Source organism: Streptomyces sp. NPDC008139, from assembly GCF_042957025.1.
GTDB lineage: Bacteria > Actinomycetota > Actinomycetes > Streptomycetales > Streptomycetaceae > Actinacidiphila.
Genome location: NZ_JBIBHM010000011.1, coordinates 38,437 through 64,951, shown reverse-complemented (window position 1 = coordinate 64,951; position 26,515 = coordinate 38,437). Strand labels below are relative to the sequence as shown.

Genomic DNA, 26,515 nt, shown 5'->3' with positions numbered 1-26,515 from the left:
GTCCCGCGGATCGCGGACGGCCCCTCCCGGCCCGGTCAGGTGCCCCGGCGGGCGGCCGACAGATAGCGCTGGGCGACGACGACCACGATCAGGAAGCCGCCGCTGACCACCGACTGGTAGGAGGAGTTGAGCGAACCGATCTGATTGATCAGATTCTGGATCACGCCGAGCAGCAGCACGCCCCACAGCGTGCCCGACACCGAACCCGCGCCGCCGACCAGCAGCGTGCCGCCGATCACCACCGCCGAGATCGCGTCCAGCTCCATGCCGACACCGATGATGGTCACACCCGAGGACAGCCGGGCCGCGTTCAACGCGCCCGCCAGCCCCGCGAGCAGCCCGCTGAGCGTATAGACCAGCACCTTCGTACGGGCCACCGGCAGCCCCATCAGGAGCGCCGCGTCACCGCTGCCGCCGACGGCGAACAGCGCCTGGCCGAACGAGGTGCGCTGGAGCACGAGACCGCCGACCCCGAACAGGGCCAGCGCGATCAGCACCGGGTAGCCGAAGCCCCACACCGCGCCGCCGCCCAGCTCCTGGAAGGCCGAGCCGCGCGGCACGAGATACGTGGTGGCGCCCTCGTGGGTGAGAGCGAGCAGCAGCCCGCGCGCGCCGAGCAGCGAGGCCAGCGTCACGATGAACGGGGCCATCCCGGCCCGCGCGACCAGCAGTCCGTTGAAGGTGCCGATCGCGCCGCACACCACGAGCGGCACCAGCAGCGCGGGCAGGAATCCGTACTGCGAGGCCCACGCGGCCAGCACACCGCCGAGCGCGAAGACCGAGCCGACCGACAGGTCGATGCCGCCGGTGACGATCACCATCGTCATGCCGAGCGCGACGATCGACAGGAACGACGCCTGGATGGTGATGCCGCGCGTGTTGTCGAGGGTGGCGAAGGAGTCGAAGACGAAGGACGAGATCAGGCAGAGCAGGACGAGGACGGCCAGGACGCCCTGGCGCTGGAGGAGTTCGGCGGCGCGCTGCCCCCCGGAGGGGCGGGACTCCGCGCTCACCGGCAGCGGCGCGTCACCGGCCACGGCGAGCGCGGGAGCGGGGGCGGCTGTTTTCACGAGGGCTTTCATCGGGATCGACGCTCCCGGGCGACGTAGACGGCGACGAGGATGATGGCCGCCTGGACCATCTGGGCGGTGGAGTCGTGCAGATTGTGGGTGACGAGCGTGGCGTGCAGGAGCTGCATCAGCAGCGCGCCGAACACCGTGCCGAGGACGCGTACCGAGCCGCCGGTCAGGGGCGTGCCGCCGACCACGACCGCGGTGATGGCCGACAGCTCCATCAGATTGCCCAGCGAGGACGGGTCGCTGGCGGTCAGCCGCGCGGTGGCGAGCACACCCGCGAGCGAGGCCAGCACACCGCACAGCACGTACACACCGATCAGCACCCGCTTGACGGGCAGTCCGGCGAGCCTGGCCGCGGCGCGGTTGCCGCCGATGGCGACCAACTGGCGTCCGAAGGTGGTGCGTTGCACCAGGAAGGCGACCAACAGCGCGAGCACGCCCGCGATCAGGACGACGATCGGGACGCCGAGCACGCTGTTCGTGCCGAGGTCCAGCAGATTCTGGTTCTCGATCTGCTTGAGCTTCCCGTCGGCGATGACCAGGGCCAGGCCCCGGCCGCCGACGAAGAGCGCCAGGGTGGCCACGATGGGTTGCAGCCCGACCAGTGACACCAGCGAGCCGTTGATCAGGCCGACGAGCACACCGGCGAGCAGCGCCACCGACAGCGCGGGCAGCAGGCCGTATCCGAGGTAGAGCGGCAGCACGGAACTGGCCAGCGCCATCGTGGAGCCCACCGACAGGTCGACGCCCTCGGTGCCGATCACCAGCGCCATGCCCAGCGCCACGATGACGACGGGGGAGACCTGGACGAGCTGCGTGCGCAGATTGTCCGTCGTCATGAAGTGGTCGGTGAAGACGCCGTTGAAGACCAGCAGCGCGGCGACCGCGGCGTACACGCCGTACCGCTGGAGCCAGTCCGCGATCCGCGACCGGTCCAGGCCGCGCGGGAGTGAGTACGGGGCCGAGGTCATCGCGGGTCCTCCTTCGCGGTGGCGGAGCCGGAATCCGCCGCGGGAGCGGGTGCGGGTACGGGCTCCGCGTCGGCGGGTGCGGGCTCCGCGTCGGCGGGGTCCGCCGGGGCGGCGGGTGTCCGGTCCGCTACGGCGTCGGAGCCGGTGTCCGGCTCGGGGACGTCGTCGGGCGCGGCCTTTCGCATGCGCTCGGCGTCCGTTTCCGGGGCGGTCCCGGCGACGTCCTTCGCCGACGGGTCCGCGTCCGCGGGCTCAGGGTCGGTGTCCCGTTCGGCGGCGCTGTCGTCCCCGGTCTCCGCCAGTACGGCGAGCAACGCGCTTTCCTCGACGTCGTCGCCGGTCAGCTCACCGGCCACCGCTCCGGCGCGCAGCACCACGATGCGGTCGGCGCCCTCGACCAGCTCCTCGATGTCGGAGGAGATCAGCAGGACGGCCAGGCCCTCTCCCGCGAGGTCGTCGATCAGCGACTGCACCTCGGCCTTGGCACCGACGTCGATGCCGCGGGTGGGCTCGTCCAGCAGCAGCACCTTGGGCTCCAGGCAGAGCCAGCGGGCCAGCAGCACCTTCTGCTGGTTGCCGCCGGACAGCTCGCCGACCTTCTGCTCGGGGCCCGCGGCCTTGATCCGCAGCCGCTTCATGAAGATGTCGACGATCCGGTCCTGCCGCTGCCGGGACACGATCCCGGCGCGGGACAGCCGGGGCATCGCGGCCAGCACGATGTTCTCCCGGACCGAGAGGCCGGGCACGATGCCCTCGGCCTTGCGGTCCTCGGGCAGCAGGCTGATCCCGGCCCTGATCGCGGCGGACGGGGTGAGGCGGCGCACGGTGTGCCCGCCGACGGTGACCTCGCCGCTGTCCAGTGACAGCGCCCCGGACAGCGCCTTGGCGGTCTCGCTGCGCCCCGAGCCCAACAGGCCGCCGAGGCCCAGCACTTCGCCGGGCCGCAGGTCGAGGCCGATGTCGTGCAGGAGGTGACGGCGGGTCAGTCCTCTGGCCGTGAGCACCGGTTGGCGCTCGGCGGTGTGTCCCTCGCCGAAGCTGGTGGCACCGTGCCTGCGGACCTCGGCGATCTCCCGGCCGAGCATCAGCGAGACCAGCCGCACCCGGTCGGTGTCGGCCAGGTCGCCGCTGTGCACGAGCCGGCCGTCGCGCAGCACGGTGACGCGGTCGCAGATCCGGTACAGCTCGTCCATCCGGTGGCTGACGTACAGGATCGAGATGCCGCGCTCGTGCAGCTCACGGATCACCCGGAACAGCGTCTCGACCTCGCGCGGTTCGAGCGACGAGGTGGGCTCGTCCATGACGACCACCCGGGCCCGCACGGAGACGGCGCGGGCGAGCGCGACCATCTGCTGGGTGCCGATGCCCAGGGTGTGCAGCGGGCGGCGCGGGTCGGCGGTGATGCCGAAGCCGCCGAGGAGTTCCGCGGTCTCGCGGTGCATCCGGGGGAAGTCGATCAGGCCGAAGCGGTTCTTCGGCTCCCGGCCCAGGAAGATGTTGCGGGCCACGCTCATCAGCGGGACCAGGTTCACCTCCTGGTAGATGGTCGAGATCCCGGCCCGCTGCGCCTCGTGCGGGTGGTGGAAGGCGATCGGCTCGCCCGCCAGCCGCAGTTCGCCGTCGTCGGGCCGGTAGACCCCGGTGAGCAGCTTGATCAGCGTCGACTTGCCCGCGCCGTTCTCCCCGACCAGCGCGTGGATCTCGCCCTCGCGCAGGGTGAAGGAGACGTCGTCGAGCGCCACCACGCCGGGGAAGCGTTTGCTGACGCGGACGGCCTCCAGTACGGCCCCGGCCGCCGGTGGCGGGCTCGGCGGACCGGGCGGCGCGGACTGGGCCGCGGCGGCTTCGGGTGGTGCCATGGTCGTGGCCTTCCGGGGTCGCGGGGAGCGGGAACTCTTCTACGGGCTGGGCGGGCTGACGGGCTGACGGGCTGGGCGCGCTGACGGGCAGGGCGGGCTCTACGGGTGGGGCGGGCCGGCAGGCGGCGGCTCTGTGGACGTACGGGCTACAGGCGCCCCCACCGGCTCGACAGCCCGGCGGGCCGACCCGCCGATGGTGCGGCGTACGGCGGGGAGGCACCCCGCCGTACGCCTGTCCGAGGGGTGGCGCGGGGGGAGCCGCGCCACCGATTCCTCCTGACCGAGGGTCAGAACGCCCCGCCGACCGACGCCTTGGCGTTGGACTCGTCGTAGGCGCGGTCCGAGATGATGACGTCCTCCGGGATCGCCTCGCCGCTGTAGAACTTCTGCGCGGTGGCGAAGGCCAGCGGGCCGAAGCGCGGGTTGGACTCGATCACCGCGTTGTACGTGCCGTTGACGATCGCCTGCACGGCGTTGCGGGTGCCGTCGACCGAGACGACCTTGACGTCCTTGCCCGGGTTCTTGCCCGCGCTCTTGAGCGCGGTGACCGCCCCGAGGCCCATCTCGTCGTTCTCCGCGTAGACCGCGGTGATGCCCGGCTTGGACTGGATGAGCTGCTCCATGACCTGCTGGCCCTTGTCGCGGGTGAAGTCACCGGTCTGCTGGGCGACGACCTTCAGGCCGGGCGCCTTGGCGGCGATCTCGTCCACGAAGCCCTTGGTGCGGTCGGTGGTCACGTTGTTGCCAGAGGAGCCGAGCAGGATCGCGACCTGGCCCTTGCCGCCGGTGGCCTTGATCATGGCGTCCGCCGCGCGCTTGCCCTGCTCGACGAAGTCCGAGCCGAGGAAGGTGACGTAGTCCTTGCAGGACGTGGCGTTGATCTTCCGGTCGATGGTGATCACCGGCACGTGCTTGGCGGCGGCGGCCTTCAGCGCCGGGTCCAGGCCGTCGGAGTTGAGCGGCGCGACGATCAGGAGCTGCGCGCCCTGCGCGAGCATGTCCTGGATATCGCTGATCTGCTTGGGGAGTTGGGACTGCGCGTCGGTGGTCAGCAGCTTCTTCACGCCGAGCTTGGCGGCCTCGTCCTTGATGGACTGGGTCTCGGCGATACGGAACGGGTTGTCCTCCTTCTCCGACTGGGAGAAGCCCACCACCGCGTTCTTCAGGTCGAGCTTGGGGGCGCCGTACGCCGTCAGGGTGCAGCCCGCGCCGGACGCCGTCGGGTCCGTGGTGACCTGCTGCTGCGCCGCCTGGTCCGAGCCGGAGGGGGAGGCGCCCTTGTCACTGGACTCCGACTTGGAGCAGCCGGTGGCGGCCAGCCCTGCGGTGGCCAGCAGCAGACAGGTGGCGGCCAGTGCGCGGGTTCTGTGGTTCGTCATGCTCACGACACTCCTTGGTCGCGACGGCAGCGGCCGTCGAGTCGTACGTGGGTCCGGCTCGGTGCCGGGGCGGGTGCGCTTCCGGGGCCCGGTCCGGGCTCCCCGAGGAGGCGGTATGACGTGCGGAGATGGCGGCGCTCCGGGGGTAGGAACGCCCGTTCCCTCCCTCGGCTTTACAACGTTATATACGCGCGGCGGCACCTCGACAACCCGTCGTTCCCGATGTTTCCAAAATGCTTCCCACGGCTGTGATCCGTGCTCAGGCAACAACCCCGGCAGGGCCGTACGACTTCTGTCGCTGCTCTGGACATGCCCATCCCTGCGTGCTGTCATTCCGGGTGGCACCGCCGTTTCCAACGTTGGAAGGACCGTCTCGCAGCCAGGGTTCGCGCCCCCGCAGCGCCCCACCCGAAGCCACCAGGAGCCACCCCCCATGCCCCTGAACCGTCGTCAGTTCGCACTCACCGCACTGGCCGCCGGCACCGCAGGGCTCCAACTGCGGTTCGCGGGCGGCGCCCAGGCCGCCCCCACCCCGGCCGCGGCCCGCGTCGCCCCCGCCCGTGGCGGCCTCTACGCGCCGAACGCCGCACCGCTGGCCCCCACCGCCTTCCTGCGGCTGCCGCCCGGCGCCGTCACCGCGCGCGGCTGGCTCGACGGCCAACTGCGCCTCCAACTCGCCGGTCTGTGCGGCCGGTACGCCGACATCTCGCACTTCCTCGCCATGGACAACAGCGGCTGGGTGCATCCCGACCGCGCCGGCTGGGAGGAAGTGCCGTACTGGCTGCGCGGCTATGTCGACCTCGCCGTGCTCACCCAGGACGCCACCGCGCTGGCCGCCGTACGCCGCTGGATCGACGCCATCGTGGCCACCCGGCAGTCCGACGGCTTCTTCGGCCCGACGGCCCTGCGCACCTCGCTCGGCGGCGGCCCCGACTTCTGGCCGTTCCTGCCGCTGACCTGGGCGCTGCGCAACTGGCAGGAGTACAGCGGGGACACCAGGATCATCCCGCTGCTGTCCGCCTTCTTCCGCTACATGAACGCCCAGGGCCCCGGCGCCTTCAACCAGAGCTGGGTGTCGGTGCGTTGGGGCGACGGCCTGGACAGCGTCTTCTGGCTCTACAACCGCACCGGCGAGAGCTATCTGCTCGACCTCGCCGACAAGATCCACGCGGGCGGCGCCAACTGGGTCAACAACCTCCCGTCGCTGCACAACGTCAACATCGCCCAGGGCTTCAGGGAACCGGCGCAGTACGCGCTCCGCTCGCCGTCCAACGCCCTCACCCGGGCCGCTTACCAGAACTACACCGCGGTGATGTCCTCCTACGGCCAGTTCCCCGGCGGCGGCTTCGCGGGCGACGAGAACGCCAGGCCCGGCTTCGGCGACCCCCGGCAGGGCTTCGAGACCTGCGGCATCGTGGAGTTCATGGCCAGCCACCAGTTGCTGGCCCGGATCACCGGCGACCCGCTGTGGGCCGACCGCTGCGAGGACCTGGCCTTCAACTCACTGCCCGCGGCCCTCGACCCGGCGGGCAAGGGCGTGCACTACATCACCAGCGCCAACAGCGTCGATCTGAACAACACCCCGAAGACACAAGGGCAGTTCCAGAACGGCTTCGCCATGCAGTCCTTTCAGCCGGGCGTCGACCAGTACCGCTGCTGCCCGCACAACTACGGCATGGGCTGGCCGTACTTCACCGAGGAGCTGTGGCTCGCCACCCCCGACAACGGTCTGGCCGCCGCGATGTACGCACCGAGCAGCGTCACGGCCAAGGTCGCCGACGGCACCTCGGTCACCATCACCGAGACCACCGACTACCCCTTCGCGGACACGGTCACGCTCAAGATCACCGCACCGCGCGCCCTGGCCTTCCCGCTGTACCTGCGGGTTCCCGGCTGGTGCTCCGCCCCGCGCGTCACTGTCAACGGCCGAGCGGTCAGCGCCCCTTCGGGACCCGCCTTCACCAAGATCAGCCGCACCTGGAACAGCGGGGACACCGTCACCGTCCAGCTCCCGCAGCAGACCACCGTCCGCACCTGGTCCGCCAACCACGGCGCCGTCTCCGTCGACCACGGGCCGCTCACGTACGCGCTGAACATCGGTGAGAACTACGTGCAGTACGCGGGTGACGCCGAGTTCCCCGAGTACGAGGTGCACGCCACCACGCCCTGGAACTACGGGCTCGCGCTCGACTCCGGGTCCCCGGCCTTCACCAAGTCGGGCGGCTCGCTGGCCGCCAACCCCTTCACGCACGACGGCACGCCGGTACGGATCACCGTGCCCGCCCGCCGTATCGCCGAGTGGAAGGCGGACGGACAGCAGGTCGTCAACCCGCTCCAGACCAGCCCGGCCCGCAGTACCGCGGCCGTCGAGACCGTCACGCTGATCCCGATGGGCGCCGCCCGGCTGCGGATCTCCGCCTTCCCCACCGCGACCCCCAACGGCACCCCGTGGGCACCGGCAGGCGACTACCTGAGGATCTGGAACAAGAACTCCAACAAGGTCATGGGCGTCGACCTGATGTCGACCGCGAACAGCGCCCACGTCGTGCAGTTCGACGACAACGGGACCGCCGACCACCTGTGGCAGCTTGTCGACAACGGCGACGGCTGGTACCGCATCCGCAACCTCAACTCGCAGAAGATGCTGGGCGTGGACCTGATGTCGACCGCGAACAGCGCCCAGGTGGTGCAGTTCGACGACAACGGGACCGCCGACCACCTGTGGCAGCTTGTCGACAACGGCGACGGCTGGTACCGCATCCGCAACAAGAACTCGGGAAAGGTGCTCGGCGTCGACCTGATGTCGACGGCCAACAGCGCGCCGGTCGTGCAGTACGACGACAACGGCACCGCGGACCACCTGTGGCAACTGCGCTGAGCCCCCGGCTCCCCTCACCCTCGCTCCGCTCTCCTTCCCCCCACCTCTGAGGACGGACCCCCGTGACCCCCGACGACTCCCCGACCCCGCACGCCCGCCCCGGACGCCGTGAACTCCTGCGCTGGAGCGGCGCGTTGACCGCCGCCGCGGCCACCGGCGGCTGGCTCGCCACCGCGCCCGCACAAGCCGCCACAGCGAACGCCGTCACCGCGACGGCCGTTCCGGGCGCGGCCCCGCACGCCGCCCCGGCAGCCCAGGCGGCCTCCACCTTCAGCCCGCTGCGCCCGCCCGCCGTACCGCTGGCCGTCCGCTCGCCGTACCTGTCGACCTGGCTGCCCGCCGACAATCTCGCGGGGACCTGGCCCGCCTTCTGGACCGGCCACGTCACCGCGCTGTGCGGTCTCGCCCGGATCGACGGCGCCGCGTACGTCTTCCTCGGCAACCCCGCGCTGCCCGGCGGCCCCGCGCTCACCCCCATGCAGCAGGTGTCGCTGCAACTCACCGCCACCCGCTCGATCTACCAGCTCAGCGGCGGTGGCGTGACGCTCACCGTCACCTTCTTCTCACCCGTCGACGTCGGCGATCTCCAGCGCCAGTGCGTACCGCTCAGCTACGTCACCGTGCGGGCCGCAAGCAACGACGGCCGCCCCCACACCGTGGACGTCCACCTCGACGCCTCCGGCGAGTGGGTGCACAACAACGTCGCCACGCCCATTACTTGGGACCGTACGACCACCGGCCGGATGACCGTGCTCAGCGCGGAACCCGCCACCGCCGGCGTCCTTCAGGAGAGCGGCGACCAGGCGTCCTGGGGACGGCTCGTGCTGGCCACCGCCACCGGCGGCGCGGTGACGTATCAGATCGGCCAGGACACCGTGGTGCGCGCGGCCTCGGCGGGCACCGGGCGGCTCGACGGTTCGGTGGACACCGCCAAGCCGCGCGCGATCAACGACCGATGGCCGGTGCTCGGCCTCAACCGGGACTTCGGCACCGTCGACTCCGTTACACCGTCGGCGGAGTTCACCGTCGTGCTCGGCCATGTCCGCACCCCCGCCGTCACCCACCTCGGCGCACAACTCCAGCCCTGGTGGACGCACTACTGGAGCTCCTGGACCGCCATGGTGGACTGGTTCGACGCCGACCGCGGCGCCGCGCTGACCGCCGCGACCGCCCTCGACCAGAAGATCCGCGACGACGCGGTCACCGCGGTCGGCGGCGGAAGCACCGGCGACCACTATGCCGCCGTCTGCGCCCTCGCGCTGCGCCAGGCCGTCGCGGGCACCGAACTGGTCGACCGCGACGGCGGCCCCTGGGCGTTTTTGAAGGAGATCTCCTCCAACGGCGACATGTCCACCGTCGACGTGATCTACCCCGCCTTCCCCGCCTACCTCTACCTCTCCCCGGCCTACCTGCGACTGGTGCTCGAACCGATCTTCGACTACGTCGAACACGGCGGCTGGTCACAGGACTTCGCACCGCACGACCTCGGCACCTACCCCAACGCCTTCGGCCGCGCCGACGGCAACGAGGAGAGCATGCCGGTCGAGGAGTCCGCGAACATGCTCATCATGGTCGCGGCAATCGTCCAGCGGCTGCCCACCGCTGACGGCGCGTCATACGCCGCCGCCCACTACGCGGTGCTGCGCCGCTGGGCCGAGTACCTGGTCGCCAACACCCTCGACCCCGGCTACCAGAACCAGACCGACGACTTCACCGGCTTCATCGCGCACAGCGCCAACCTCGCGCTCAAGGGAATGGTCGGCATCGGCGCGATGGGCGTCATCGCCGCCGCCACCGGCAACACCGCGGACGCCGCCCGCTACCGCTCGGTCTCCCGCGGCTACCTCAGCCAGTGGACCACCCTCGCCCAGGACTCCTCCGGCACCCACCTCAAACTGGCCTACGACCAGGACGGCACCTGGAGCCTGAAGTACAACGGCTTCCCCGACCGGCTGCTCGGCCTCGACCTGGTCCCGGTCGGCTTCGCCGAACAGGAGGCCAACTGGTACGCCTCCCACGCCGGGACCTACGGCATCGAACTCGACCCGCGCAACGACTACACCAAGGCCGACTGGGAACTGTGGACGGCGGCCTGGCTCGCCGACCGGCCCGTCGTCCGCGACCTGCTCGTCAACGGCGTCTACGCCTACGCCAACACCACCGGACAGCGCGTCCCGTTCAGCGACTGGTACACCGTGGCCAGCGCCGCCCAGCGCGGCTTCCAGGCCCGCCCGGTGGTGGGCGGCGCGCTGGCCCTGCTCCTGAAACCCGCCGCGTCCACCGTGGTGTGGTGCCGGATCCAGAACCGCAACTCCGGCAAGGTGCTCGCCGTCTCCGGCATGTCCCGCGCCGACACCGCCGAGGTCACCCAGTACGCAGACAACGGCACCGCCGACCACGTCTGGACCGTGCTCGACAACGGCGACGGCACCGTACGCATCATCAACCGCAACAGCGGCAAAGTGCTCGCCGTCCACGACCAGAGCCTCGACGACGGCGCCCACGTCCAGCAGTACCAGGACAACGGAACGCCCGACCACCTGTGGCGGATCGTCGACAACGGCGACGGCTGGAAGAAGATCGTCAACGTCCGCTCGGGCAAGGTCCTCGCGGTCGACGGCATGTCGCAGGCCGACGCCGCCCAGGTCACCCAGTGGACCGACAACGGCAGCGCCGACCACCTGTGGCGGATGATCTGAGCGCCGTCGCCCGACCGCTCAGCAGGGATCCCGCCACGCGTCCAGCGAAAGGTGCTTCACCATCGAACTGAGTCCCAACTTCTTCGCCTGAGGGCAGAACTGACCGGCCTTCAGCTTGTACTCGACGTGGAATACCGGCTTGTCCGCCGCGATGAACGGCGCCATTTGCGCACACTCGTCGTACTGCGCGCACTCCTCGTTGACCGCGAAGTCGAAGTACCGCACGAGCGTGGCCACCTGGCCGACGTCGTTCTTCAGGCCGACGGCCAGCCCACGCTCGTGCGCCAGGTCGGCGATCATCCGGTTGTACGTGATCTGCTGAGCGGCCGTCAGCGGAAAGCCGGTGGTGTTCGCGTAGCCGTCCATCAGGTCGGGCTCCACCGCGTCGAAGCCCTTCTCGCGGCACATGTCGAAGCGGGCGGCCATCAGCGGGCGCAGGACGTCCACCCGGCGGATGTCCAGCCAGCGTTCGCCGTCCCAGCCGTCGCCCTCGCCGCGCACCGACGCGGGGAATTTCCCGCTGTCGGGGCGGAAGGACTCCCACGCCCCGACGTTGATGTAGCAGATCACCTTGCGCCCGGCCGCGTGCAGCTTCCTGACCACCTCGGCGCCGTTCTCGAAGCCGTCGATGTCGTAGACCGGTACGTCCACCGAGGTGTCGACCGTGCCGCTGAGCTGCCACTGCCAGGGGGTGCGGGCGCGCGGATGCCAGTACGCGGGCGCGCCCCGCCCGGTCGCCGCGTGCGTGGGCGTACCCGGCGCGCGCGTCGGGCCGGTCGTGGCGGGGCTCGACGCGGCGCCCTTCGCGGGCCCGGACGCGGTCGCCGAGGGCCTGCTGCCCGCAGTGCCCCCGCCGTCCGTGCCCCCGCCTCCGTCCCCGTCGCCCGACGACGAGCAGGCCGCCAGCAGGAGCAGCAGGGCGGCGGTCACCGTGCGCACGGTGAGATTCAGCGCCGTACGGCGGGCAGTCATACGTTTCCTCCGATCGGGACGGGCGCGGTCCGCCACGGATTGGGCGGCAGACCGGGGACCGCGCAGCGCACGGCCGCACCGCGCAGTGCCGCCAGCCGGGCCGCCCGCCCCGCGAGACCGTCGGGCACCCCGTACACCAGATGGCAGAACCGTTCGGCCGGATGCCCGGCCGTCCAGCGCGGCACGCCCGCGCCCTGGTAGTCGTCCCAGGTCCCCTCGAAGGTCACGAGCAGGTCGCAGAGACGGGCGTAGCCGGGATCAGGGTGCACCCCTGGATTGAACACCACCGTCCGCGCCCCGCAGAGCCGGGCCGTCCTGGCCAGCCACCGGTAGTACGGGATCCGCCGCGCGTCGGACGCCACCCGGTCGAAGAACACGCCGTCGGTGGCGTACCAGGCCCGGTGCCTGCGCAGATCGCGGTAGACCGTGTGGGCCGGGCGGGCCGCGTAGTCGGTGTCGACGTAGCCGAGCACCGGCGCACCGGCCTCGCGCATCCGCCGCGCGGCGAGCGTGTACACCGGGTCCGGCCGGTCGCCGGGACCGTCCGCGGCGTTGAGCACCACCCCGTACAGGGCCGGTGCCGCGTCCTCCAGGGCCCGCCACGCGGCCGGGTCCACCGCCGGGTGGACGTACAGCGGCACGAGCAGCGAGCCCGCGGAGGGCGCGGGGGAGCCATGGCTCACGGTGAGATCCTGACCGGCTCGCCCGGCACCGCCGCCCACAGCGCGGTGAGCGCGTCCCGCAGCGTCCGCGTGGGCCGCCAGCCCAGCGCGTACGCCGCGAGCGTGATGTCCGCCTGGTGCCAGGACACCCCGGCCGAGCGCTCCGAGCCCCGCCCCGACTCCTCCAGACGGCCGGTGAAGCCGCTGACCAAGGCCAACTCCGCTGCCAGCGTGCGCACTTGGGTCGCCTCGCCCGAGCCGATGTTGATCACGGGCGGCACCGAGCCGGGCGCGGCCACCGCGAGGGCCACCGCGTCCGCCACGTCGTCGGCGGCGACGAAGTCGCGGTACGCGGCCAGACTGCCGGTGCGCACCACCCCTTCGCGCGGCGCCTCGCGGAAGGCGGCGGCCAGCCTGCCGGGCAGCCCAGAGGTCGGCGAGCCCGCGCCGACCGGGTTGAAGACCCGCAGCACCACCGCGTCGAGGCCCGAGCCGGTCACGGCGAGGGTGCCCGCGAGCTTGGCCGCCCCGTAGACGCCCTCCGGCCGGGCGGGCGCCGACTCCGCCAACGCGGTGCCGGGCTCCGCCGGTCCGTACTCGGCCGCCGAGCCCAGGTGCACCAGCCGCGCCGACGGCGTGGCGAGCGCCATCGCCTCGCACAGCGCGGCCGGCCCCCGCGCGTTGGTCGCGCACAGCGCGCTGGCGCGGCCCGCCACCACGCCCGCGCAGTCGACCACCGCGTCGGGGGCCAGCGCGGCGAGCCGCCGGGCCAGGACGTCGACCGGCACGGTCGCCAGGTCGGCCGCCAGATCGAGTCCGGCGCCGCCCTTCGGACCGCCCCGCGCGCCGCCCTTGGCGCCGTCCCCCGCGCCCCGCCCGCCGCGCAGGATCCGCGCACCGGGCGTCCGCTGGAGCCGCGCGGTCACCCGGGAGCCCAGGAAACCGCCACAGCCCAGTACGAGAATCCGCGTCCGCGTCATGAGCCCTCACGCCCCCTTGAGCAACAGGCCGCGACGGCTGCTGAATTCGGCGTTCGCCCGGTCGTAGTCGTCGGGGCGGCCGATGTCGAGCCAGTAGCCGTCGAAGTCGAAGGCCCGCGGTTGCGCACCCGCGGCCAGCAGATCGAGCACCACCTCGTCGAAGCCCAGCGGCAGACCGGGGGTGTAGCGCAGGAGCGTGCTCCGGGAGACCCCGTACACCCCCATCGACACCCGGTAGTCCATGCTCGGCTTCTCGGTGAAGGCGACCACCCGCCCGTCGTCGGTGCTGAGCACCCCGAAGTCGATGTTCACGGTACGGGCGTAGGTGGCGATGGTGAGCGGCGCGCCGGTGCCCCGGTGCTGGTCGAGCACGGCGGAGAAGTCGAGGTCGGTGAGCACGTCGCCGTTCATCACCAGGAAGTGCTCGGGGAGTTGGTCGATCATCGTGAGCAGCGGGCCCATCGTGCCCAGCGGACTGTCCTCGGTCACGTAGTCGACCTCCATGCCCCACTGGGAGCCGTCGCCGACGTACGCGCGGATGATGTTGCCGAGGTGGCCGATGGCGATGGTGCAGCGGCGGAAGCCGAAGCCCGCGAGCTGGCGCATCACGATCTCCAGGATCGCGTGGCTGTCGCCGATCGGCACCAGTGGCTTGGGCAGTGCGGTGGTGTACGGCCGAAGCCTCACGCCTTTGCCCCCGGCGAGAATGACTGCGTGCATGGTGGTCCCCCCTGCGATTGGATGTCAGCGGTTCTCTGCTGCGACGAAAGTGGTCAACAGGTGCCCGGCGCGGCGCTGGTGAGGCGGCGTCAGACGTTGTACGCGGTGGTCTTGTAACGGGCCAGGTGGGCCGGGTCGCGGAAGAAGTCGATGGTGTGCGCCAGCCCGTCCTCCAGGCTGTGGGCCGGTCGCCAGCCGGTGGCCTCGCGCAGCCGGGTCGCGTCGCAGACCAGCCGCATGACCTCGGAACCGGCGGGCCGCAGCCGCTGCGCGTCCTCGCGGACCAGCAGCTCGGTGTCCATCAGTTTGCCGATCAGCCGCACCAGGTCGCCGACCGAGATCTCGCCGCCCGTACCGGCGTTGAAGGTCCGGCCGACCACCTTCTCGGCGGGCGCGGTGCCGACCGCGACGAAGGCCGCGGCGGTGTCCTTGGCGTAGCTGAAGTCCCTGGTCGGCCGCAGGTCCCCGAGCGTCACCTCCCGCTCGCCCGCCGCGACCTGGCCGATCACCGTCGGGATCACCGCGCGCATCGACTGCCGCGGCCCGAAGGTGTTGAACGGCCGCAGCGTCACCACCGGCGTCTCGAAGCTGGCGTGGTAGCTGTCCGCCAGCCGGTCCCCGCCCGCCTTCGACGCGGCGTACGGCGACTGCGTGACGATCGGGTGGTCCTCGGTGATCGGCACGGTCCGCGCGGTGCCGTACGTCTCGCTGGTGGAGGTGTGCACCAGCCGCGGGACGCCGAACTCCCGCACGGCTTCGAGGACGTTGAGGGTGCCGGACACATTGGTGTCCACATAGCTGCGCGGCGCGCGGTACGAGTACGGGATCGCGATCAGCGCGGCCAGGTGGTAGACGGTGTCGCTGTCGGCGACCAGATCCCGTACGGAACCGGAGTCGCGGACGTCGCCGAGGACCACCTCGACCCGGTCCAGTACGTCGGGCGCGAGAACTTCGAGCCAGCCGTGGGACGAGAACGAGTTGTACTGCACCATCGCGCGGACGCGGCGCCCGGAGGCGACCAGCGCCTCCACCAGGTGCGAGCCGATGAAGCCTTCCGCGCCGGTGACGGCGACGGGTGTCTCGGTGGACACGGATGAATCTCCTTCTGCGGAGGGTCGGTTGCAGTGGTGAGGTCGGAGGTCGGTGGTGTGAGGCGCGGGTGTGCGCGCCGCGGACGCGGGGTCAGCGGTGGGTGGTCACGCGGCCGGTCATCGTGAAGGCCGCCGTGAGCAGGACTGCGGCGGCTCCCGCGCAGACCGGGCCGAGTACGGTCCCGGCCGTCGCGGTGTGCGCCGCCAGCAGTACGACCGCCGTCAGGACGGCGGCGGCGAGCACGTAACTCCCCGTCCACGCCCGGCCGCAGGACTGGAGGAGCAGCGACAGCCACAGCGTGCCGCCGAGGGCCAGCAGCACCGACAGGTGCGCCGGGTTCCAGGCGGCGGCGCCGGGCACGACCGCCGCCTCGACGGCCGCGAGCGCGGCAAGCGCCACGGCGTAGAGCACGAGACAGCCCGCCAGCACGCGCCACGACCTGGCGAGCAGCCGCTCGTGCACGGTCGTCCCGCGCAGTGCGGTCAGACACCGGCTGCGGAAGCGGAAGAGCAGCCATTCGGCGACGCCCATGCTCACCGTGAGCGCGGCCACGAACTCCCCGGTGAGAGCCGCCGCGACCACCAGCGCGCCGCCCGCGAGCCCCGCCATCCCGTGCGGCAGCGACAGATACGGCGACGGGCCCTTGGTGTCGGTGACGCCGTCGTCGGCCCGCCACAGCAGCCGGGCCGCCTCCGGCAGGGTCCGGAGCGAGGAGACGAGCCCGGTGCGGGTGCCCGTACCGGGTCCGGCTGCCCCGCGGCCGAACCGGCCGAGTGTGGTGCGGGCTTCCTTACCGGTCTTTGCGGGCCTGCGGCCGAACCAGCGTGCGCGAGCGCGCAGTTGGGCGCCGCGATGGGCACGCACGCGCTCGCGCCAGGGCGCGCGCGGCGGCTTGGCGGGCCCGCGCTCGGGCGGCTCGCCGGTCAGAGCGGTGCGGAGCGCGGTGGCGAGGGCCGCCCCGCCGGCCGCCGCCGCGGTGGCGACCAGGACGGCGGCGACCGCGGGCGACGGCAGGCCGCCGGCGCCGCAGGCGACCGCGACGGCGAGCGGCGTCAGGACGTAGAGGAGGGAGCGCTCGCGGCCGAGCACGAGCAGGACGGTCGCGGACGCGACGTACACCGACTGGCCGGCCGCGAAGGCGAGGGCGGAGAGGTGGCCGGGGCCCGCGACGGCCGCGGCGGCGGCGCCGGCCAGGCAGGCCCCGACCGCCGCGCCGGTGACCAGGCAGCGCGCGGCGGCCCGCGGGCGCTGGGCGAGCAGGTGCAGGTGCGCGCGGTGCGCGAGCGCCTGGTTCCAGCCCCACCCGCACAGCGCCGCCGCGCCCCACGCGGCGACCGCGCGGGACACCCCGAACGGCCCGTCGTCGCCGCCCGCCCAGCGCCCGCCGAGCACGTAGGCGACGCCGGGCAGGGCGAAGGTCAGGCCGCGCAGTACGCAGCGCCACACGTCGACCTGCCACGGGTCGTCGGCGGGCTCGGGCTCGGGGAAGCGCCGCGGCACCGTCTCGAACAGCTCCCGCGCGAGCGAGAACAGGTCCGGGTGCCCGTAGCGGCCGGTGATCTGCTCGTCGGTCAGCCCCTCGGACTCCAGCACCGCCGCGATCTCGTCGGGGTGCACGGCCGCCGAGCACGCCGCCGACAGCCGCTCCGCCAGCTCCGCGACCGGGTCGCCGACCGCCCAGGACGGCACCCGGCGTGGGCGCGGCAGCTCGGGCAGCGCGGCCATGCCGCCGCCCGCGACCCTGCTGAGCAGGGACATCGGCCCGCTCACCGGCCGTCCCCGACAGCCCGCACACCGAAAACTGTCGCGGCATCAGCCGTTTCGGCGAATCCTGTTGACGGCCCATCGGCTTCGGCGTCGGCCGAACCCCCGCGCCAGACACGGGACATCCAGGTGACGCCGCCGTAGATCTGCGCGCCGCGGTCCTCCACCCGGCTCAGTCCCGTGTAGATCCCCCGGAAGGCGTCGATCGTCTGACGGAGCGTGAACTGGTCGATGACCCGCAGCCGCGCCTCCCAGCCCATCGAGGCGCGCCGCGCCGGATCGCGCAGCAGCTCGACCGCGGCCCGCGCCATCGCCTTCGGATCGCGCGGCGGCACGACGAGACCGGTGTCGCCCACGGCCTCCCGTACCCCGCCGACATCGGTCGACACGGTGCACCGCCCGCAGGACATCGCCTCGATGAGGGTGAAGGGGAAGCCCTCGCTGATGCTGGAGAGCATCACGACCTGCCCGGCCGCGTACGCGGTGCGGATGTCGTCCACCCGGCCCTCGAAGGTGACCGCGTCGGCCGCGCCGACCGTCGCCGCCAGCGCCTCGCACCGCTCGCGGTACGCCTCGCCGCCGCGCGGAGTGCCGCCGAAGATCCGCAGCCGCGCCGCGGGTATCTCGGCCCTGACCAGCGCGAAGGCGCGGATCAGCGTCTCCAGGTCCTTGATCGGGTCGATCCGCCCCGCCCAGGTGAGCGTCGGCACCTCCGGCTCGGGGCCGGCCATCGGGAACGCCCCGGGATCGACTCCGTTGTACACGGTACGAATCCGGTCCGGCGCCGCGCCGCCGTGCTCCTCCCAGCGCCGGTTGTAGCGGTTGCCCGGAGTGATCAGCGCGCTGTTGCGGTACGTCTCGCGCGACAGCAGCCGGAAGAAGGTGAGCAGCAGCGCCTTGACCGGCCAGCGGTACGGGCCCGTGCGGTAGCCGAGATAGCGTTCGCGCTGGTAGACGCCGTGCTCGGTGAGCAGCAGGGGAGTGTCGTACCGCTCGTGCGCCACCAGTCCCGGCAGCGTGGCCAGCCCGCCGCTGACGGCGTGCGCGACCTGACCCGGCGGCGGCACGACGGCCAGCGGGCGCAGCGCGTGCTCCAGCAGATCGACGGCGCTGAGCGCGTCGGCCTGGGTCGGCACCGCGGCCGACACGGTCGTACCGGGGCGGCGCCACAACCGGACCAGCGTCCGCACGGCCTCCTCCGAGCGCAGCCCGGCCGACAGCGCGCCCATGCCCGCCCACCCGGCGAGCGCGTACAGCGCGGGTCCGAAGTCCTCGTCGGGCGACGCGGACCGGCCACCGCGGGCCGGCGGCTCGTCCGCGCCGTCCTCGTGCAGCAGCGCCCGCAGAAAGCGTTCCCACACCGCGAGGAGGGCGCGGCGGTCCCGGCCGCGCGGCGCCCTGCCCTCCGGCGCCTGCCCCCACAGCGGGACCACGTCGAGCCCGGTGACCTGCGCCGGGAGCGGCCAGACCGGGGTCTCGCGGCCGGTGCCCGTCACCGCGATCACCGAGAATTCGATGTCCGGCATCCCCTGGACCAACTGGTCGCACCACACGCTGACCCCGCCGGGGCTGTGCGGATACGTGCCCTCGGTCAGCAGCGTCACCCGCGCGGTGCGCGAGGGCGGTGCGCCGAAGATTCTGTGCGTGGAAATGGTGTCCCCCCTGGACGTTCTCGTGTCACGGGGCGCCGGTGACCGTGCGGCGCCCCGGTACCGCGGGTGGGGCCAAGTGCGCTCCGCCCGCGCGTGGTTCACTTTCCGGTGCTACTTCCTGGTGTGGTCGCCCGGTCCCACGGGCACGGCCTTGGCGACGCCCTTGGGCACCGGCAGATGGCCGACGGAAGCCTTGATCGTGATCGGCCCGAGCGAGACGTTCAGGTTGATCAGCGCGGGCACCGCGCCGGACGGCAGCGTCAGCGACACATTGCTCTGGAGCACGCCGGGCGTGGTCCAGCCGGACACCTTGCCCGCGTAGGAGCTGCCGAAGGCGGTCGTGCCGAGCAGTTGGGACTGGCGCGTACCGGCGGGCATCGTCGCGGTGATCTGCGTACCGCTCGGCGCGTTGACCGTCACCGCGTCACCGATCCGGTAGGCGGTCACCTGGCCGCCCTTCCACGCCGTGTCCCACGCCGCCCTGCGCTGCAACTCGGTGGCGATGTCCGAGGTCCGCAGGTTGACGGTCGGGGTGCCGGCGGCGAACAGCGACGCGTAGTCGCTGAGGATGCGCTCCAGCACCGGGTAGGCGATGCGGCCCTCCGCGAGGTTGGACTGGTGCATGAAGTGCGGGCGCGGGTTGTTGCCCAGCACGTGCCCGAGGTCGATCTTGGCCTCGAGCGGCACGATGTACGACGCGTAGCCGGTGTCGGTGTCCAACGGCGCGGTCAGACAGGTGGAGTTGCCAGAGGTCGCGCAGGCTCCGCTGCCGCCCTGGGCGGAAGGGGTGTAGATCCAGTTGTACTCGTCGGTCTCCTCCTGCGCCGTACCGGCGTTGTAGAAGACGTTCATCGGGAAGCGCGGCACGGTGAGCGCGGGACCGACCTGACGCTGGCCCGGGTCACGGGAGTTGTCGCCGGCCAGGTACTTCACGCCGAGCTGGGTCAGCGCGGGCGCGAGGTTCGGATTGTCGACCGGCTGCTGCGGCAGCACCTTGAGCCCGGAGTGCTCACCGGTCACCAGCTCCTGGTTGTTCAGCGACAGCCCGTGCGAGGCGGCCCAGTTGCGGTTGTCCTGCACCGAGGCCGTGATGTCGGCCTTGCTGACCCATTGGACATTCCCGGAGGCGTCCGTCCGGCAGACCCATGGCACCACGCTCACGTCCTGGACACAGCCGAGGAAGGGGTGCAGATACGTGTGGTTGACCCAGCGGTAGGCGCTCTTGTCGGCCAGGAGCTGGGTGGCCAGCGGGTCGACAGTGGTGTCGTGGTCGGCCTTCCAGTCCTCGCTGCCGCCGCCGTTGAAGACGAAGTCGAGGGTGAGGCCGTGCGTCTGCGACCACTGCTTGGCGTACTGCGCGTCCGCCGCGGTCATCCGGATCGGGTCGGTGTCCTCACCGGTGCCGATCGGGCAGTCCACGTCGCCCGGCGTGCAGTTGAGGGTGGTGTTCCACCGGTCGTCGGCCAGGAAGATGTCATCGACCTGCACCTCGAAGTAGTTGCGGTCGGTGCCGAGGTGGATGCCCTGGGTCATCCACTCCACGATTCCGCGCGCCAGCAGCCGGAACTGCTGCTGGTACTGGTTGTAGACGAACGGCAGCACCAACTCGCTGCGCCCGTCGTGGTTGTACTGCCCGACCAGCACACCGCGCGCCGAACTGTCCGGGATCGGCGCGTCGACCAGCGTGGTGAAGGTCGCCCCGGCGGCCTGGGTCGCCAGCGGCGTCGCGAGGAAGCCGTAACTCTCCGCCACGTTCGGGTCGTTGTCCTCGAAGGGCACCGCGCCCTTGAGGTAACCGAAGTCACCCGCGGTCCCCTGCGCCGTCACCTGGCCCTGAATGCCGTCGAGTTGGCCGATGTACCCCGGATCCTGCGCGTAGTTCAGCCCGACGCCGGGCTGCGCGTAGGTGTACGCGTCCACCTGGCGGATGCCGAAGTCCGTCTCGTACGCCGCCAGGGCGGCCATCTCGGCGGAACCCGCTCCGAACGGGTTGTCGTTGGGCAGCACCACCGACTGGAACTTGGCGCGTGCCCGGCCGCTCACGGTGTCGCTGAGGTAGGCGGCGTTGATGGTCGGCCGGCCCGCCTGGTTGAGATCGATCCTGGTGTACGGGGTACCCGCCCCGTCGAGTTCCGCGGTGATGGCCTGTGTCGCCGGTCCGCCGTCGTCGACGACCAGCACCCTCAGGTCGATACGGGGCGGTGTCGCGGCCTGCACCCCGCTCGGTGCCACCCCCAGGGCCACGAGAACCGCCGCTGAACTCAGAGCGGCAGCACGCAATGCTCTGCCCATAGTTTTCCTCCCCCGGAAGACGGCATGAATCGGCTCAGCGTCTTCCTACTGGCAGCGGCCGAATCCCGGCCGCAATTACGGGGACCATCGTGGGGCACGGTGCGGAGGACTTGTGACCATTCTGCGGAGGTGGCCGGAACGCAGGGGACACCGAACGGCGTGACGCACCTGCCCGACCCTTCCCACCTGGGAATTTACTGAATGACATGAGCACGGCGCGAAAGGATTATCGACCTGAATGATGAATCATCGCTCGGATTTACGATTTTCTCGACCCCGGTGGGGATCGATCGTCCGCGTGGTGGAAAATGACCGGAAAATGATCGAATCGAATTCCCGGAGAGCGAGGGGAATACGCGGGGCGTATAAGACGCATAGCGGGGGCGTGCCGGGGCGAGACCGTGCGGAAAGCGGTTACGAGGCCAATGCGGCGCGAGTACAGGGGCCATAGACACCCGTGGGGTCACAGGTGATTCCGCGGTCCCGCTGAATCTGCGTCACACCGCGCACGGTGGCGTCGTCGTACACCCCGGTGGGCGACACATAGGTGAACCCCTGCGCGAACAGCAGCTGCTGAAGACCGGTCACATCCGATCCGCTGTCACCCGTGTGGAGTGTGCGGGGAGTTGTGGCCGTGGCGCTCGGCGAGGGGGAGCCGCTGGGGGCGGTGGTGGGCGGCGCGCCGGTCGCGCTCGACCCCGGCGCGGGGGAGCCGTTCCCCTGCCCTGTCCCGGTTTCCGTGCCGCTCCGGGGCGTCGCTGACGGCCCGGCCGGTGGCGTGGCCCGACGGGTCGGATCGCCGTCGGCCGCCGGTGACCGGCCGGTGTGGCCGTCGGTCGAGGGCAGCGGTCCGGCCGCGTGGCCGGATATGCCGCCGCTGGTCAGCGGCCGGGTGCTGGAGGGCAGGGGAGCCGGCCGGTCCGGCGCCGTCGCGCCGGGCGACTGCGGCCACACATGCCAGGCGATCACCGCCGCCACCGCGACCGCGGCGATGGACACCGCGCCGAGCAACAGCGGGCGCCCGCGCAGCCGTTCACGTCGGGTTTGCCCGCCACCGGGTCCTCCGGCCGCCGCGCGGCCGGTGTCCTCGGCCCCCGGTACGGGGAACACCACGTCGATCACATCCGGCGGCTCTTGGCCGCCACCTCGGGACTCGGGTGCCGCGACCGCCGTCGCCGCGCCGTCCGGCCGGTACCGGCGCTCCCCGTCCGCTGTCCGCCGCCCAGCCCTGTCGTCTTCCATGTCCATCACCGGTTTCACTCACGCCACTGCCGGATCATCCCCACCCGCGAAAACTCCCGCACCCAGGGTGCGGTAACAAGGTGGCCCCGCCAAGGGCCCTTGACATCCGCGGACAAGGGTGAGCCATCGGGGAGCCGACGGGCCGAACCGGTCCCTCGGCGTCCCCTCTTTCGTATCAACAGGCGCAGCGGCACCGTGCGTGATCCACGGTTGTCGCCCGCGGTCGGGCCCGACGCGGCAGAATTATCGTTTCTGCTGCGCGTCCGGCCCGGCGACCGGCGGTGCGGCGGCAGTGCTCAGTACATCGACGGCGGCGGCGGGGGCGGCGCGGGACTCGGCTCAGGCGTCGGCGGCACCGGGTCGGGCGCCGGGCCGGGAGGCACCGGCTCGGGTCCCGGAGGTGTCGGCGTCGGATCCGGCACCGGGACCGGACCCGGACCGGGGGTGGGACCGGGCACCGGCGACGGGAACGGATCGGGCCCCGGCGTCGGGAAGGGCTCGGGCACGGGGTTGGTCATCGCTGCCTCCGAAGGTCCTGGCGAGGGCCTCTTCGTGATCCTCGCCGACTGGACACGACACGTACCCGGTCATCGCGCGCCTATGCCGCACGTCCCCGCGCGCGCTCCCGTGGGAGTGAACCGCGTCGGCGCCCGCAACTGCGCGCCCACGGCGCGTTGTCTGCCCGGGGGGCTGATCCACGGCGGAAGAAGCCGGTGAGGGCAGAGGACTGGGAAGGCCTTCGGGAACCTGGTGTGGTGCACGTCCTGATCACCGCGCGCGACGAGGCCGGCGCGTATCGCGTCTTCGATGCCCTGGTCGACCGCTTTCCCGCGGTCGGTCCACCTGCCCCGGGCTGTTCCCGCCCGGCCTCGTCGTCCTGGCCGCCCTCGCCCCCACCGCCTGACGGCTCCCGTCTCCGGGGCGCGGGCTGCTGCGCGGCCGGCCCCCGCCGGGCTGGGGGTCCGGGGACGACCGGACTGCCCCTCCGGGGCGGGGGTGACGTGCGGGAGCGTTGTGGGTGAGCCCCCCAAGGCCGGTCCTGCGGGGACGGCGGCCGAATGGCCCATCGGGTGTTTGGGGGTGCGCGCCCGGCCGACGGGATGGGGCGTCACCCGGATGGGTCGCAGGCCGGGGACGGGGCGGGCGGGGCAAGGGGGCGCGGCGGTACGGAGGTTGGGAGGACCCGGGCGGCCGGAGGCGGCGGCAGGGAAGGCGGACCGCGACGGAGCCGGGTTGGGTGGGGAGAGTGCCGGTCCCCCATGAGCGGTCGCCAGACCGCCCCGGTGCGTGGAGAGACCGCATGCGTTCTGGACGTGCCCCCGGACGGACAACGGCCGCCCTCGTCGCGGGAACGGCGCTCGCGCTGGCCCTGGCCGCACCCGCCGCGCGGGCCGACTCCGACCTCACGTCCTTCGGCTTCGGCGTCTCGCCGACCACCGTCGTGCCCGGCGGGAAGGTCACCCTCACGGCCACCGACTGCGCTGGCCAGGCGACCGCCTCGGCCCCGGCGGTCTTCGGCGACGTGACCCTCGGCAAGGGTGACGGGCCCGGGCAGGTCGCCACCGCCACGGTGGACGGCGAGGCCAAGCCCGGCGCGCGGTACGACGTGACCTTCACCTGCGGAAGCCGGCGTGGCACGGCCGTGCTGACCGTCGCGGCCGGTACGACGTCCACCGGTACGACGTCCACCGGTACGACGTCCACCGGTACGAAGCCCACCGGCGCGGTGCGGACCGGCCTCGGCGGCGACGTGTCCGGCCCGAACGCGCGGGAGATCCTGGCGGGCGGCGTCCTGGTCGCCGCCGCGGGCGTGCTCGTCGTCCGCCGCAGACGCGCCGCCCGCAGCTGACGGCGTACCGCCGCACGCGAGGCTCCCTCGTCGCGGTCGTCCACGCGCACCTGACGCGCGTCCCCACGCCCCGACTGGGTCCCGCGCGAGCGGCCCGCACGAGCCGCCCAGGAGGCGGAAGCGCCGCCCCGTGGCGGAATGTGGGACGCTGGATAATGTCCCTCATGGCGATAAATCATGCCAAAGCTATCCTGGTGGTCCGTGTGGCCCGCCTCGCGGATGTGGTCAGATGACCGCCGCCCGACCCCGGAGCAGGTGCATGACGGCACGCAAGCGGCCCCCAGGTGGCGGCTACGACCCCCGCGTGGGGCCTTTCCCGACGGGTCTGCCGACGGCCCCGGAGATCGGCCCCGGGGAGCGGCTTGCCATGAACGGCATGGGCACCTTCGACTGGGACCTCGACCTCGGCACCTTCGACCTCGACCAGGCGGGACTCGACGTCTTCGACCTGCGCCCGGAGGAATTCGACGGACGGATCGACTCGCTGGTGCTGCGGGTGACCCCGGAGGAGAGCGCCCGCCTCGACATCGCGCTGCGCAGGGCGCTGCAAGCGGGCCGCCGCAGCTACGGCGGATACTTCCAGGTCACCCGCAGGGACGGCGCCAAGCAGTGGACGCACACCCAGGGCGCCATCCTGCGCGACGACCTCGGCAACGCGTACCGCGTCCTGGGCATCGTCAGGGACGCGACCGCCGAGCTGACCCAGACCCCCGCGCCCAGCACCCCGCCGCCGCGGCACGAGCGCCGCAGCCTGCCCTCGATCGTCCGCCGTACGATCGAGGCGCTGTCCACGGCCGTCACGGTCGACGACGTCATCGCGGTGCTCACCGGCGCGGGCGGCCTGGAGCGCTTCGGCGCCGACGGATTGACACTCGGCCTGATAGAGAGCGGCAATCTCAAGGTGGTCGCCTTCAGCGGCCGGGAGATGTCCTTCTACGAGGGGCTGCGGCTGCGGCGGCTCGACGACTCGCTGCCGCTCACCCAGGCCGTCATCACGCAGCAGCCGCGATTCGCCACGAACTTCCCGGCGCTGGCCGAGAGGTTTCCGCTGCTGCGCGCCCAGATGAAGCCCGGCGCGGGCGTCGACTCCGACAGCAACTTCGCGGCGGCCTTCCTGCCGCTGGTCGCCCAGGCCCGCTCCATCGGCGGCCTCGCGCTCTTCTACCACGACCGCACCGAATTCCGGCCGGAGGACCGCGAGCTGTACATGACGCTCGCGGGCATCCTGGCCCAGTCCCTCCAGCGCGCGATCCTCTTCGACCAGGAGCGGGAGTTCGCCACCGGCCTCCAGGCCGCGATGCTGCCCCGCCACATCCCGCGCGTCGACGGCGCCGAGATCGCCGTCCGCTATCACGCGGCGCGCAGCGGGCGGGAGGTTGGCGGCGACTGGTACGACGTGGTCGCGCTCCCGCAGAACCGGGTCGGCCTGGTCGTCGGCGACGTGCAGGGCCACGACACGCACGCCGCCGCCGTGATGGGCCAGCTCAGGATCGCCCTGCGCGCGTACGCGGCCGAGGGCCACCCGCCGTCCACCGTGCTCGCCCGCGCCTCCCGCTTCCTGGCGGAACTGGACACCGAGCGCTTCGCCACCTGCGCCTACGCGCAGATCGACCTCGCCACCGGCTCCATCTCCGCCGCCCGCGCGGGCCACCTCGGGCCGCTGATCCGGCACACCGACGGGCGTACGGGCTGGCCGAACGTGCGCGGCGGCCTGCCGCTGGGCCTGGCCACCACCCTGGAACTGCACGAGTTCCCCGAGACCCGGATCGACCTGGTGCCCGGCGAGACGCTGGTGTTCTGCACCGACGGCCTGGTCGAGGAGCGCGGTCTGGACATCACCATCGGTATGGATGCGCTGGCCGAGGCGGTGCACTTCGGCCCGCAGCCCGCAGAGGCGCTCGCCGACCACCTCGCGGAGAGCCTCTGGGAGCGCTGGGGCTCAGGCGACGACGTCGCGCTGCTGATCCTGCGCCGCGCCCCCGACACCGGCACCCCGCGTGCCCCGCGGATGCACAGCTACGTCCATCAGGCCGACCCCGAGGGCCTGGCCGACGCCCGGTCCGCCCTGCGGCAGGCGCTCACCGACTGGGGCCTGGCCGACCTCGCCGACGACGTGGAACTCGCCGCGGGCGAGCTGCTGGTCAATGTGCTGCTGCACACCGAGGGCGGCGCCGTCCTCACCCTTGAGGTGCTGCCGGAACCGGTACGCCGGGTGCGGCTGTCGGTCCAGGACCGATCGAGCGTCTGGCCGCGCCGCAGATCGCCGGGCGAGGCGGCCACCTCGGGCCGCGGCCTGCTGATGATCGACGCGCTCGCCGCCTGCTGGGGCGTGGAGCCGCGCGGCGACGGCAAGGCCGTCTGGTGCGAATTCGACCCGGACGAGACCGGTACGGACGGCTGAGCCCCCACTCCCGGGACCCGGCCGCCC

17 protein-coding genes are annotated in these 26,515 nt (G+C 72.3%); 4 read left to right on the top strand and 13 right to left on the bottom strand.

Going from position 1 to position 26,515, the window contains the following annotated elements:
* Positions 1 to 35 precede the first annotated feature (35 nt).
* The 4 genes from ACFZBB_RS23765 to ACFZBB_RS23750 all read right to left on the bottom strand — a co-directional run bounded on the left by ACFZBB_RS23765 (position 36) and on the right by ACFZBB_RS23750 (position 5,285).
* Positions 36 to 1,082: an ABC transporter permease gene (locus ACFZBB_RS23765; protein ID WP_391125792.1), complete on the bottom strand. Its 1,047-nt coding sequence runs from the start codon at positions 1,080 to 1,082 to the stop codon at positions 36 to 38.
* On the bottom strand, positions 1,079 to 2,047 hold the full coding sequence (locus ACFZBB_RS23760; RefSeq protein WP_391125789.1) for an ABC transporter permease: 969 nt from the start codon (positions 2,045 to 2,047) through the stop codon (positions 1,079 to 1,081). The genes ACFZBB_RS23765 and ACFZBB_RS23760 overlap by 4 nt, the downstream gene beginning before the upstream one ends.
* Positions 2,044 to 3,906 carry an ATP-binding cassette domain-containing protein gene (locus ACFZBB_RS23755; RefSeq protein ID WP_391125786.1) on the bottom strand — a complete coding sequence of 621 codons (1,863 nt, stop codon included), beginning with the start codon at positions 3,904 to 3,906 and terminating at the stop codon, positions 2,044 to 2,046. The genes ACFZBB_RS23760 and ACFZBB_RS23755 overlap by 4 nt, the downstream gene beginning before the upstream one ends.
* Before the next feature lie 287 nt (positions 3,907 to 4,193).
* On the bottom strand, positions 4,194 to 5,285 hold the full coding sequence (locus ACFZBB_RS23750; protein ID WP_188285161.1) for an ABC transporter substrate-binding protein: 1,092 nt from the start codon (positions 5,283 to 5,285) through the stop codon (positions 4,194 to 4,196).
* Positions 5,286 to 5,718: 433 nt separating this feature from the next.
* Here ACFZBB_RS23750 and ACFZBB_RS23745 point away from each other — a divergent pair, with 433 nt between their 5' ends.
* Together ACFZBB_RS23745 and ACFZBB_RS23740 are read left to right on the top strand one after the other, a co-directional pair.
* The gene (locus ACFZBB_RS23745) at positions 5,719 to 8,163 is read left to right on the top strand and encodes an RICIN domain-containing protein (protein ID WP_391125782.1); all 2,445 of its coding nucleotides are present in this window, start codon (positions 5,719 to 5,721) and stop codon (positions 8,161 to 8,163) included.
* A gap of 62 nt (positions 8,164 to 8,225) precedes the next feature.
* Complete coding sequence (locus ACFZBB_RS23740; RefSeq protein WP_391125779.1) at positions 8,226 to 10,862, top strand: glutaminase domain-containing protein; 2,637 nt, start codon at positions 8,226 to 8,228, stop codon at positions 10,860 to 10,862.
* Between the two features lie 18 nt (positions 10,863 to 10,880).
* Here the strand turns inward: ACFZBB_RS23740 and ACFZBB_RS23735 are convergent, their stop codons facing one another.
* The 9 genes from ACFZBB_RS23735 to ACFZBB_RS23695 form a co-directional block, all read right to left on the bottom strand.
* Positions 10,881 to 11,834 carry an endo alpha-1,4 polygalactosaminidase gene (locus ACFZBB_RS23735; protein WP_391125776.1) on the bottom strand — a complete coding sequence of 318 codons (954 nt, stop codon included), beginning with the start codon at positions 11,832 to 11,834 and terminating at the stop codon, positions 10,881 to 10,883.
* Positions 11,831 to 12,517: a spherulation-specific family 4 protein gene (locus tag ACFZBB_RS23730; RefSeq protein ID WP_391125773.1), complete on the bottom strand. Its 687-nt coding sequence runs from the start codon at positions 12,515 to 12,517 to the stop codon at positions 11,831 to 11,833. Before ACFZBB_RS23730 ends, ACFZBB_RS23735 begins: the two co-directional genes overlap by 4 nt.
* On the bottom strand, positions 12,514 to 13,476 hold the full coding sequence (locus ACFZBB_RS23725; RefSeq protein ID WP_391125769.1) for an NAD-dependent epimerase/dehydratase family protein: 963 nt from the start codon (positions 13,474 to 13,476) through the stop codon (positions 12,514 to 12,516). The genes ACFZBB_RS23730 and ACFZBB_RS23725 overlap by 4 nt, the downstream gene beginning before the upstream one ends.
* Positions 13,477 to 13,482: 6 nt before the next feature.
* Positions 13,483 to 14,196: a sugar phosphate nucleotidyltransferase gene (locus ACFZBB_RS23720; RefSeq protein ID WP_391125766.1), complete on the bottom strand. Its 714-nt coding sequence runs from the start codon at positions 14,194 to 14,196 to the stop codon at positions 13,483 to 13,485.
* A gap of 89 nt (positions 14,197 to 14,285) precedes the next feature.
* Positions 14,286 to 15,287, bottom strand: coding sequence for a GDP-mannose 4,6-dehydratase (locus ACFZBB_RS23715; RefSeq protein ID WP_391125763.1), 1,002 nt, complete (start codon positions 15,285 to 15,287; stop codon positions 14,286 to 14,288).
* Between the two features lie 91 nt (positions 15,288 to 15,378).
* On the bottom strand, positions 15,379 to 17,058 hold the full coding sequence (locus ACFZBB_RS23710) for a hypothetical protein (RefSeq protein WP_391125760.1): 1,680 nt from the start codon (positions 17,056 to 17,058) through the stop codon (positions 15,379 to 15,381).
* Entirely contained in the window at positions 17,055 to 18,656 is a 1,602-nt protein-coding gene (pelF, locus tag ACFZBB_RS23705; RefSeq protein WP_391125757.1) for a GT4 family glycosyltransferase PelF, read from the bottom strand. Before pelF ends, ACFZBB_RS23710 begins: the two co-directional genes overlap by 4 nt.
* Before the next feature lie 159 nt (positions 18,657 to 18,815).
* Entirely contained in the window at positions 18,816 to 20,996 is a 2,181-nt protein-coding gene (locus ACFZBB_RS23700) for a hypothetical protein (RefSeq protein WP_391125754.1), read from the bottom strand.
* A gap of 414 nt (positions 20,997 to 21,410) precedes the next feature.
* Entirely contained in the window at positions 21,411 to 22,238 is an 828-nt protein-coding gene (locus ACFZBB_RS23695; RefSeq protein ID WP_391125751.1) for a peptidoglycan-binding protein, read from the bottom strand.
* Positions 22,239 to 23,538: 1,300 nt separating this feature from the next.
* Between ACFZBB_RS23695 and ACFZBB_RS23690 the strand changes: the two genes are divergently transcribed.
* Both ACFZBB_RS23690 and ACFZBB_RS23685 read left to right on the top strand, forming a co-directional pair.
* Positions 23,539 to 24,087: a hypothetical protein gene (locus ACFZBB_RS23690; protein WP_391125748.1), complete on the top strand. Its 549-nt coding sequence runs from the start codon at positions 23,539 to 23,541 to the stop codon at positions 24,085 to 24,087.
* Positions 24,088 to 24,346: 259 nt separating this feature from the next.
* Positions 24,347 to 26,488, top strand: a complete 2,142-nt coding sequence (locus tag ACFZBB_RS23685; protein WP_391125745.1) for a SpoIIE family protein phosphatase — start codon at positions 24,347 to 24,349, stop codon at positions 26,486 to 26,488.
* Positions 26,489 to 26,515 lie beyond the last annotated feature (27 nt).

Coding starts and splice junctions, on each gene's coding strand:
- ACFZBB_RS23765 (WP_391125792.1), bottom strand. CDS start 1,082: ATGAAAGCCCTCGTGAAAACAGCCGCCCCCGCTCCCGCGCTCGCCGTG.
- ACFZBB_RS23760 (WP_391125789.1), bottom strand. CDS start 2,047: ATGACCTCGGCCCCGTACTCACTCCCGCGCGGCCTGGACCGGTCGCGG.
- ACFZBB_RS23755 (WP_391125786.1), bottom strand. CDS start 3,906: ATGGCACCACCCGAAGCCGCCGCGGCCCAGTCCGCGCCGCCCGGTCCG.
- ACFZBB_RS23750 (WP_188285161.1), bottom strand. CDS start 5,285: ATGACGAACCACAGAACCCGCGCACTGGCCGCCACCTGTCTGCTGCTG.
- ACFZBB_RS23745 (WP_391125782.1), top strand. CDS start 5,719: ATGCCCCTGAACCGTCGTCAGTTCGCACTCACCGCACTGGCCGCCGGC.
- ACFZBB_RS23735 (WP_391125776.1), bottom strand. CDS start 11,834: ATGACTGCCCGCCGTACGGCGCTGAATCTCACCGTGCGCACGGTGACC.
- ACFZBB_RS23725 (WP_391125769.1), bottom strand. CDS start 13,476: ATGACGCGGACGCGGATTCTCGTACTGGGCTGTGGCGGTTTCCTGGGC.
- ACFZBB_RS23720 (WP_391125766.1), bottom strand. CDS start 14,196: ATGCACGCAGTCATTCTCGCCGGGGGCAAAGGCGTGAGGCTTCGGCCG.
- ACFZBB_RS23700 (WP_391125754.1), bottom strand. CDS start 20,996: ATGGGCAGAGCATTGCGTGCTGCCGCTCTGAGTTCAGCGGCGGTTCTC.
- ACFZBB_RS23695 (WP_391125751.1), bottom strand. CDS start 22,238: ATGGAAGACGACAGGGCTGGGCGGCGGACAGCGGACGGGGAGCGCCGG.
- ACFZBB_RS23690 (WP_391125748.1), top strand. CDS start 23,539: ATGCGTTCTGGACGTGCCCCCGGACGGACAACGGCCGCCCTCGTCGCG.
- ACFZBB_RS23685 (WP_391125745.1), top strand. CDS start 24,347: ATGACGGCACGCAAGCGGCCCCCAGGTGGCGGCTACGACCCCCGCGTG.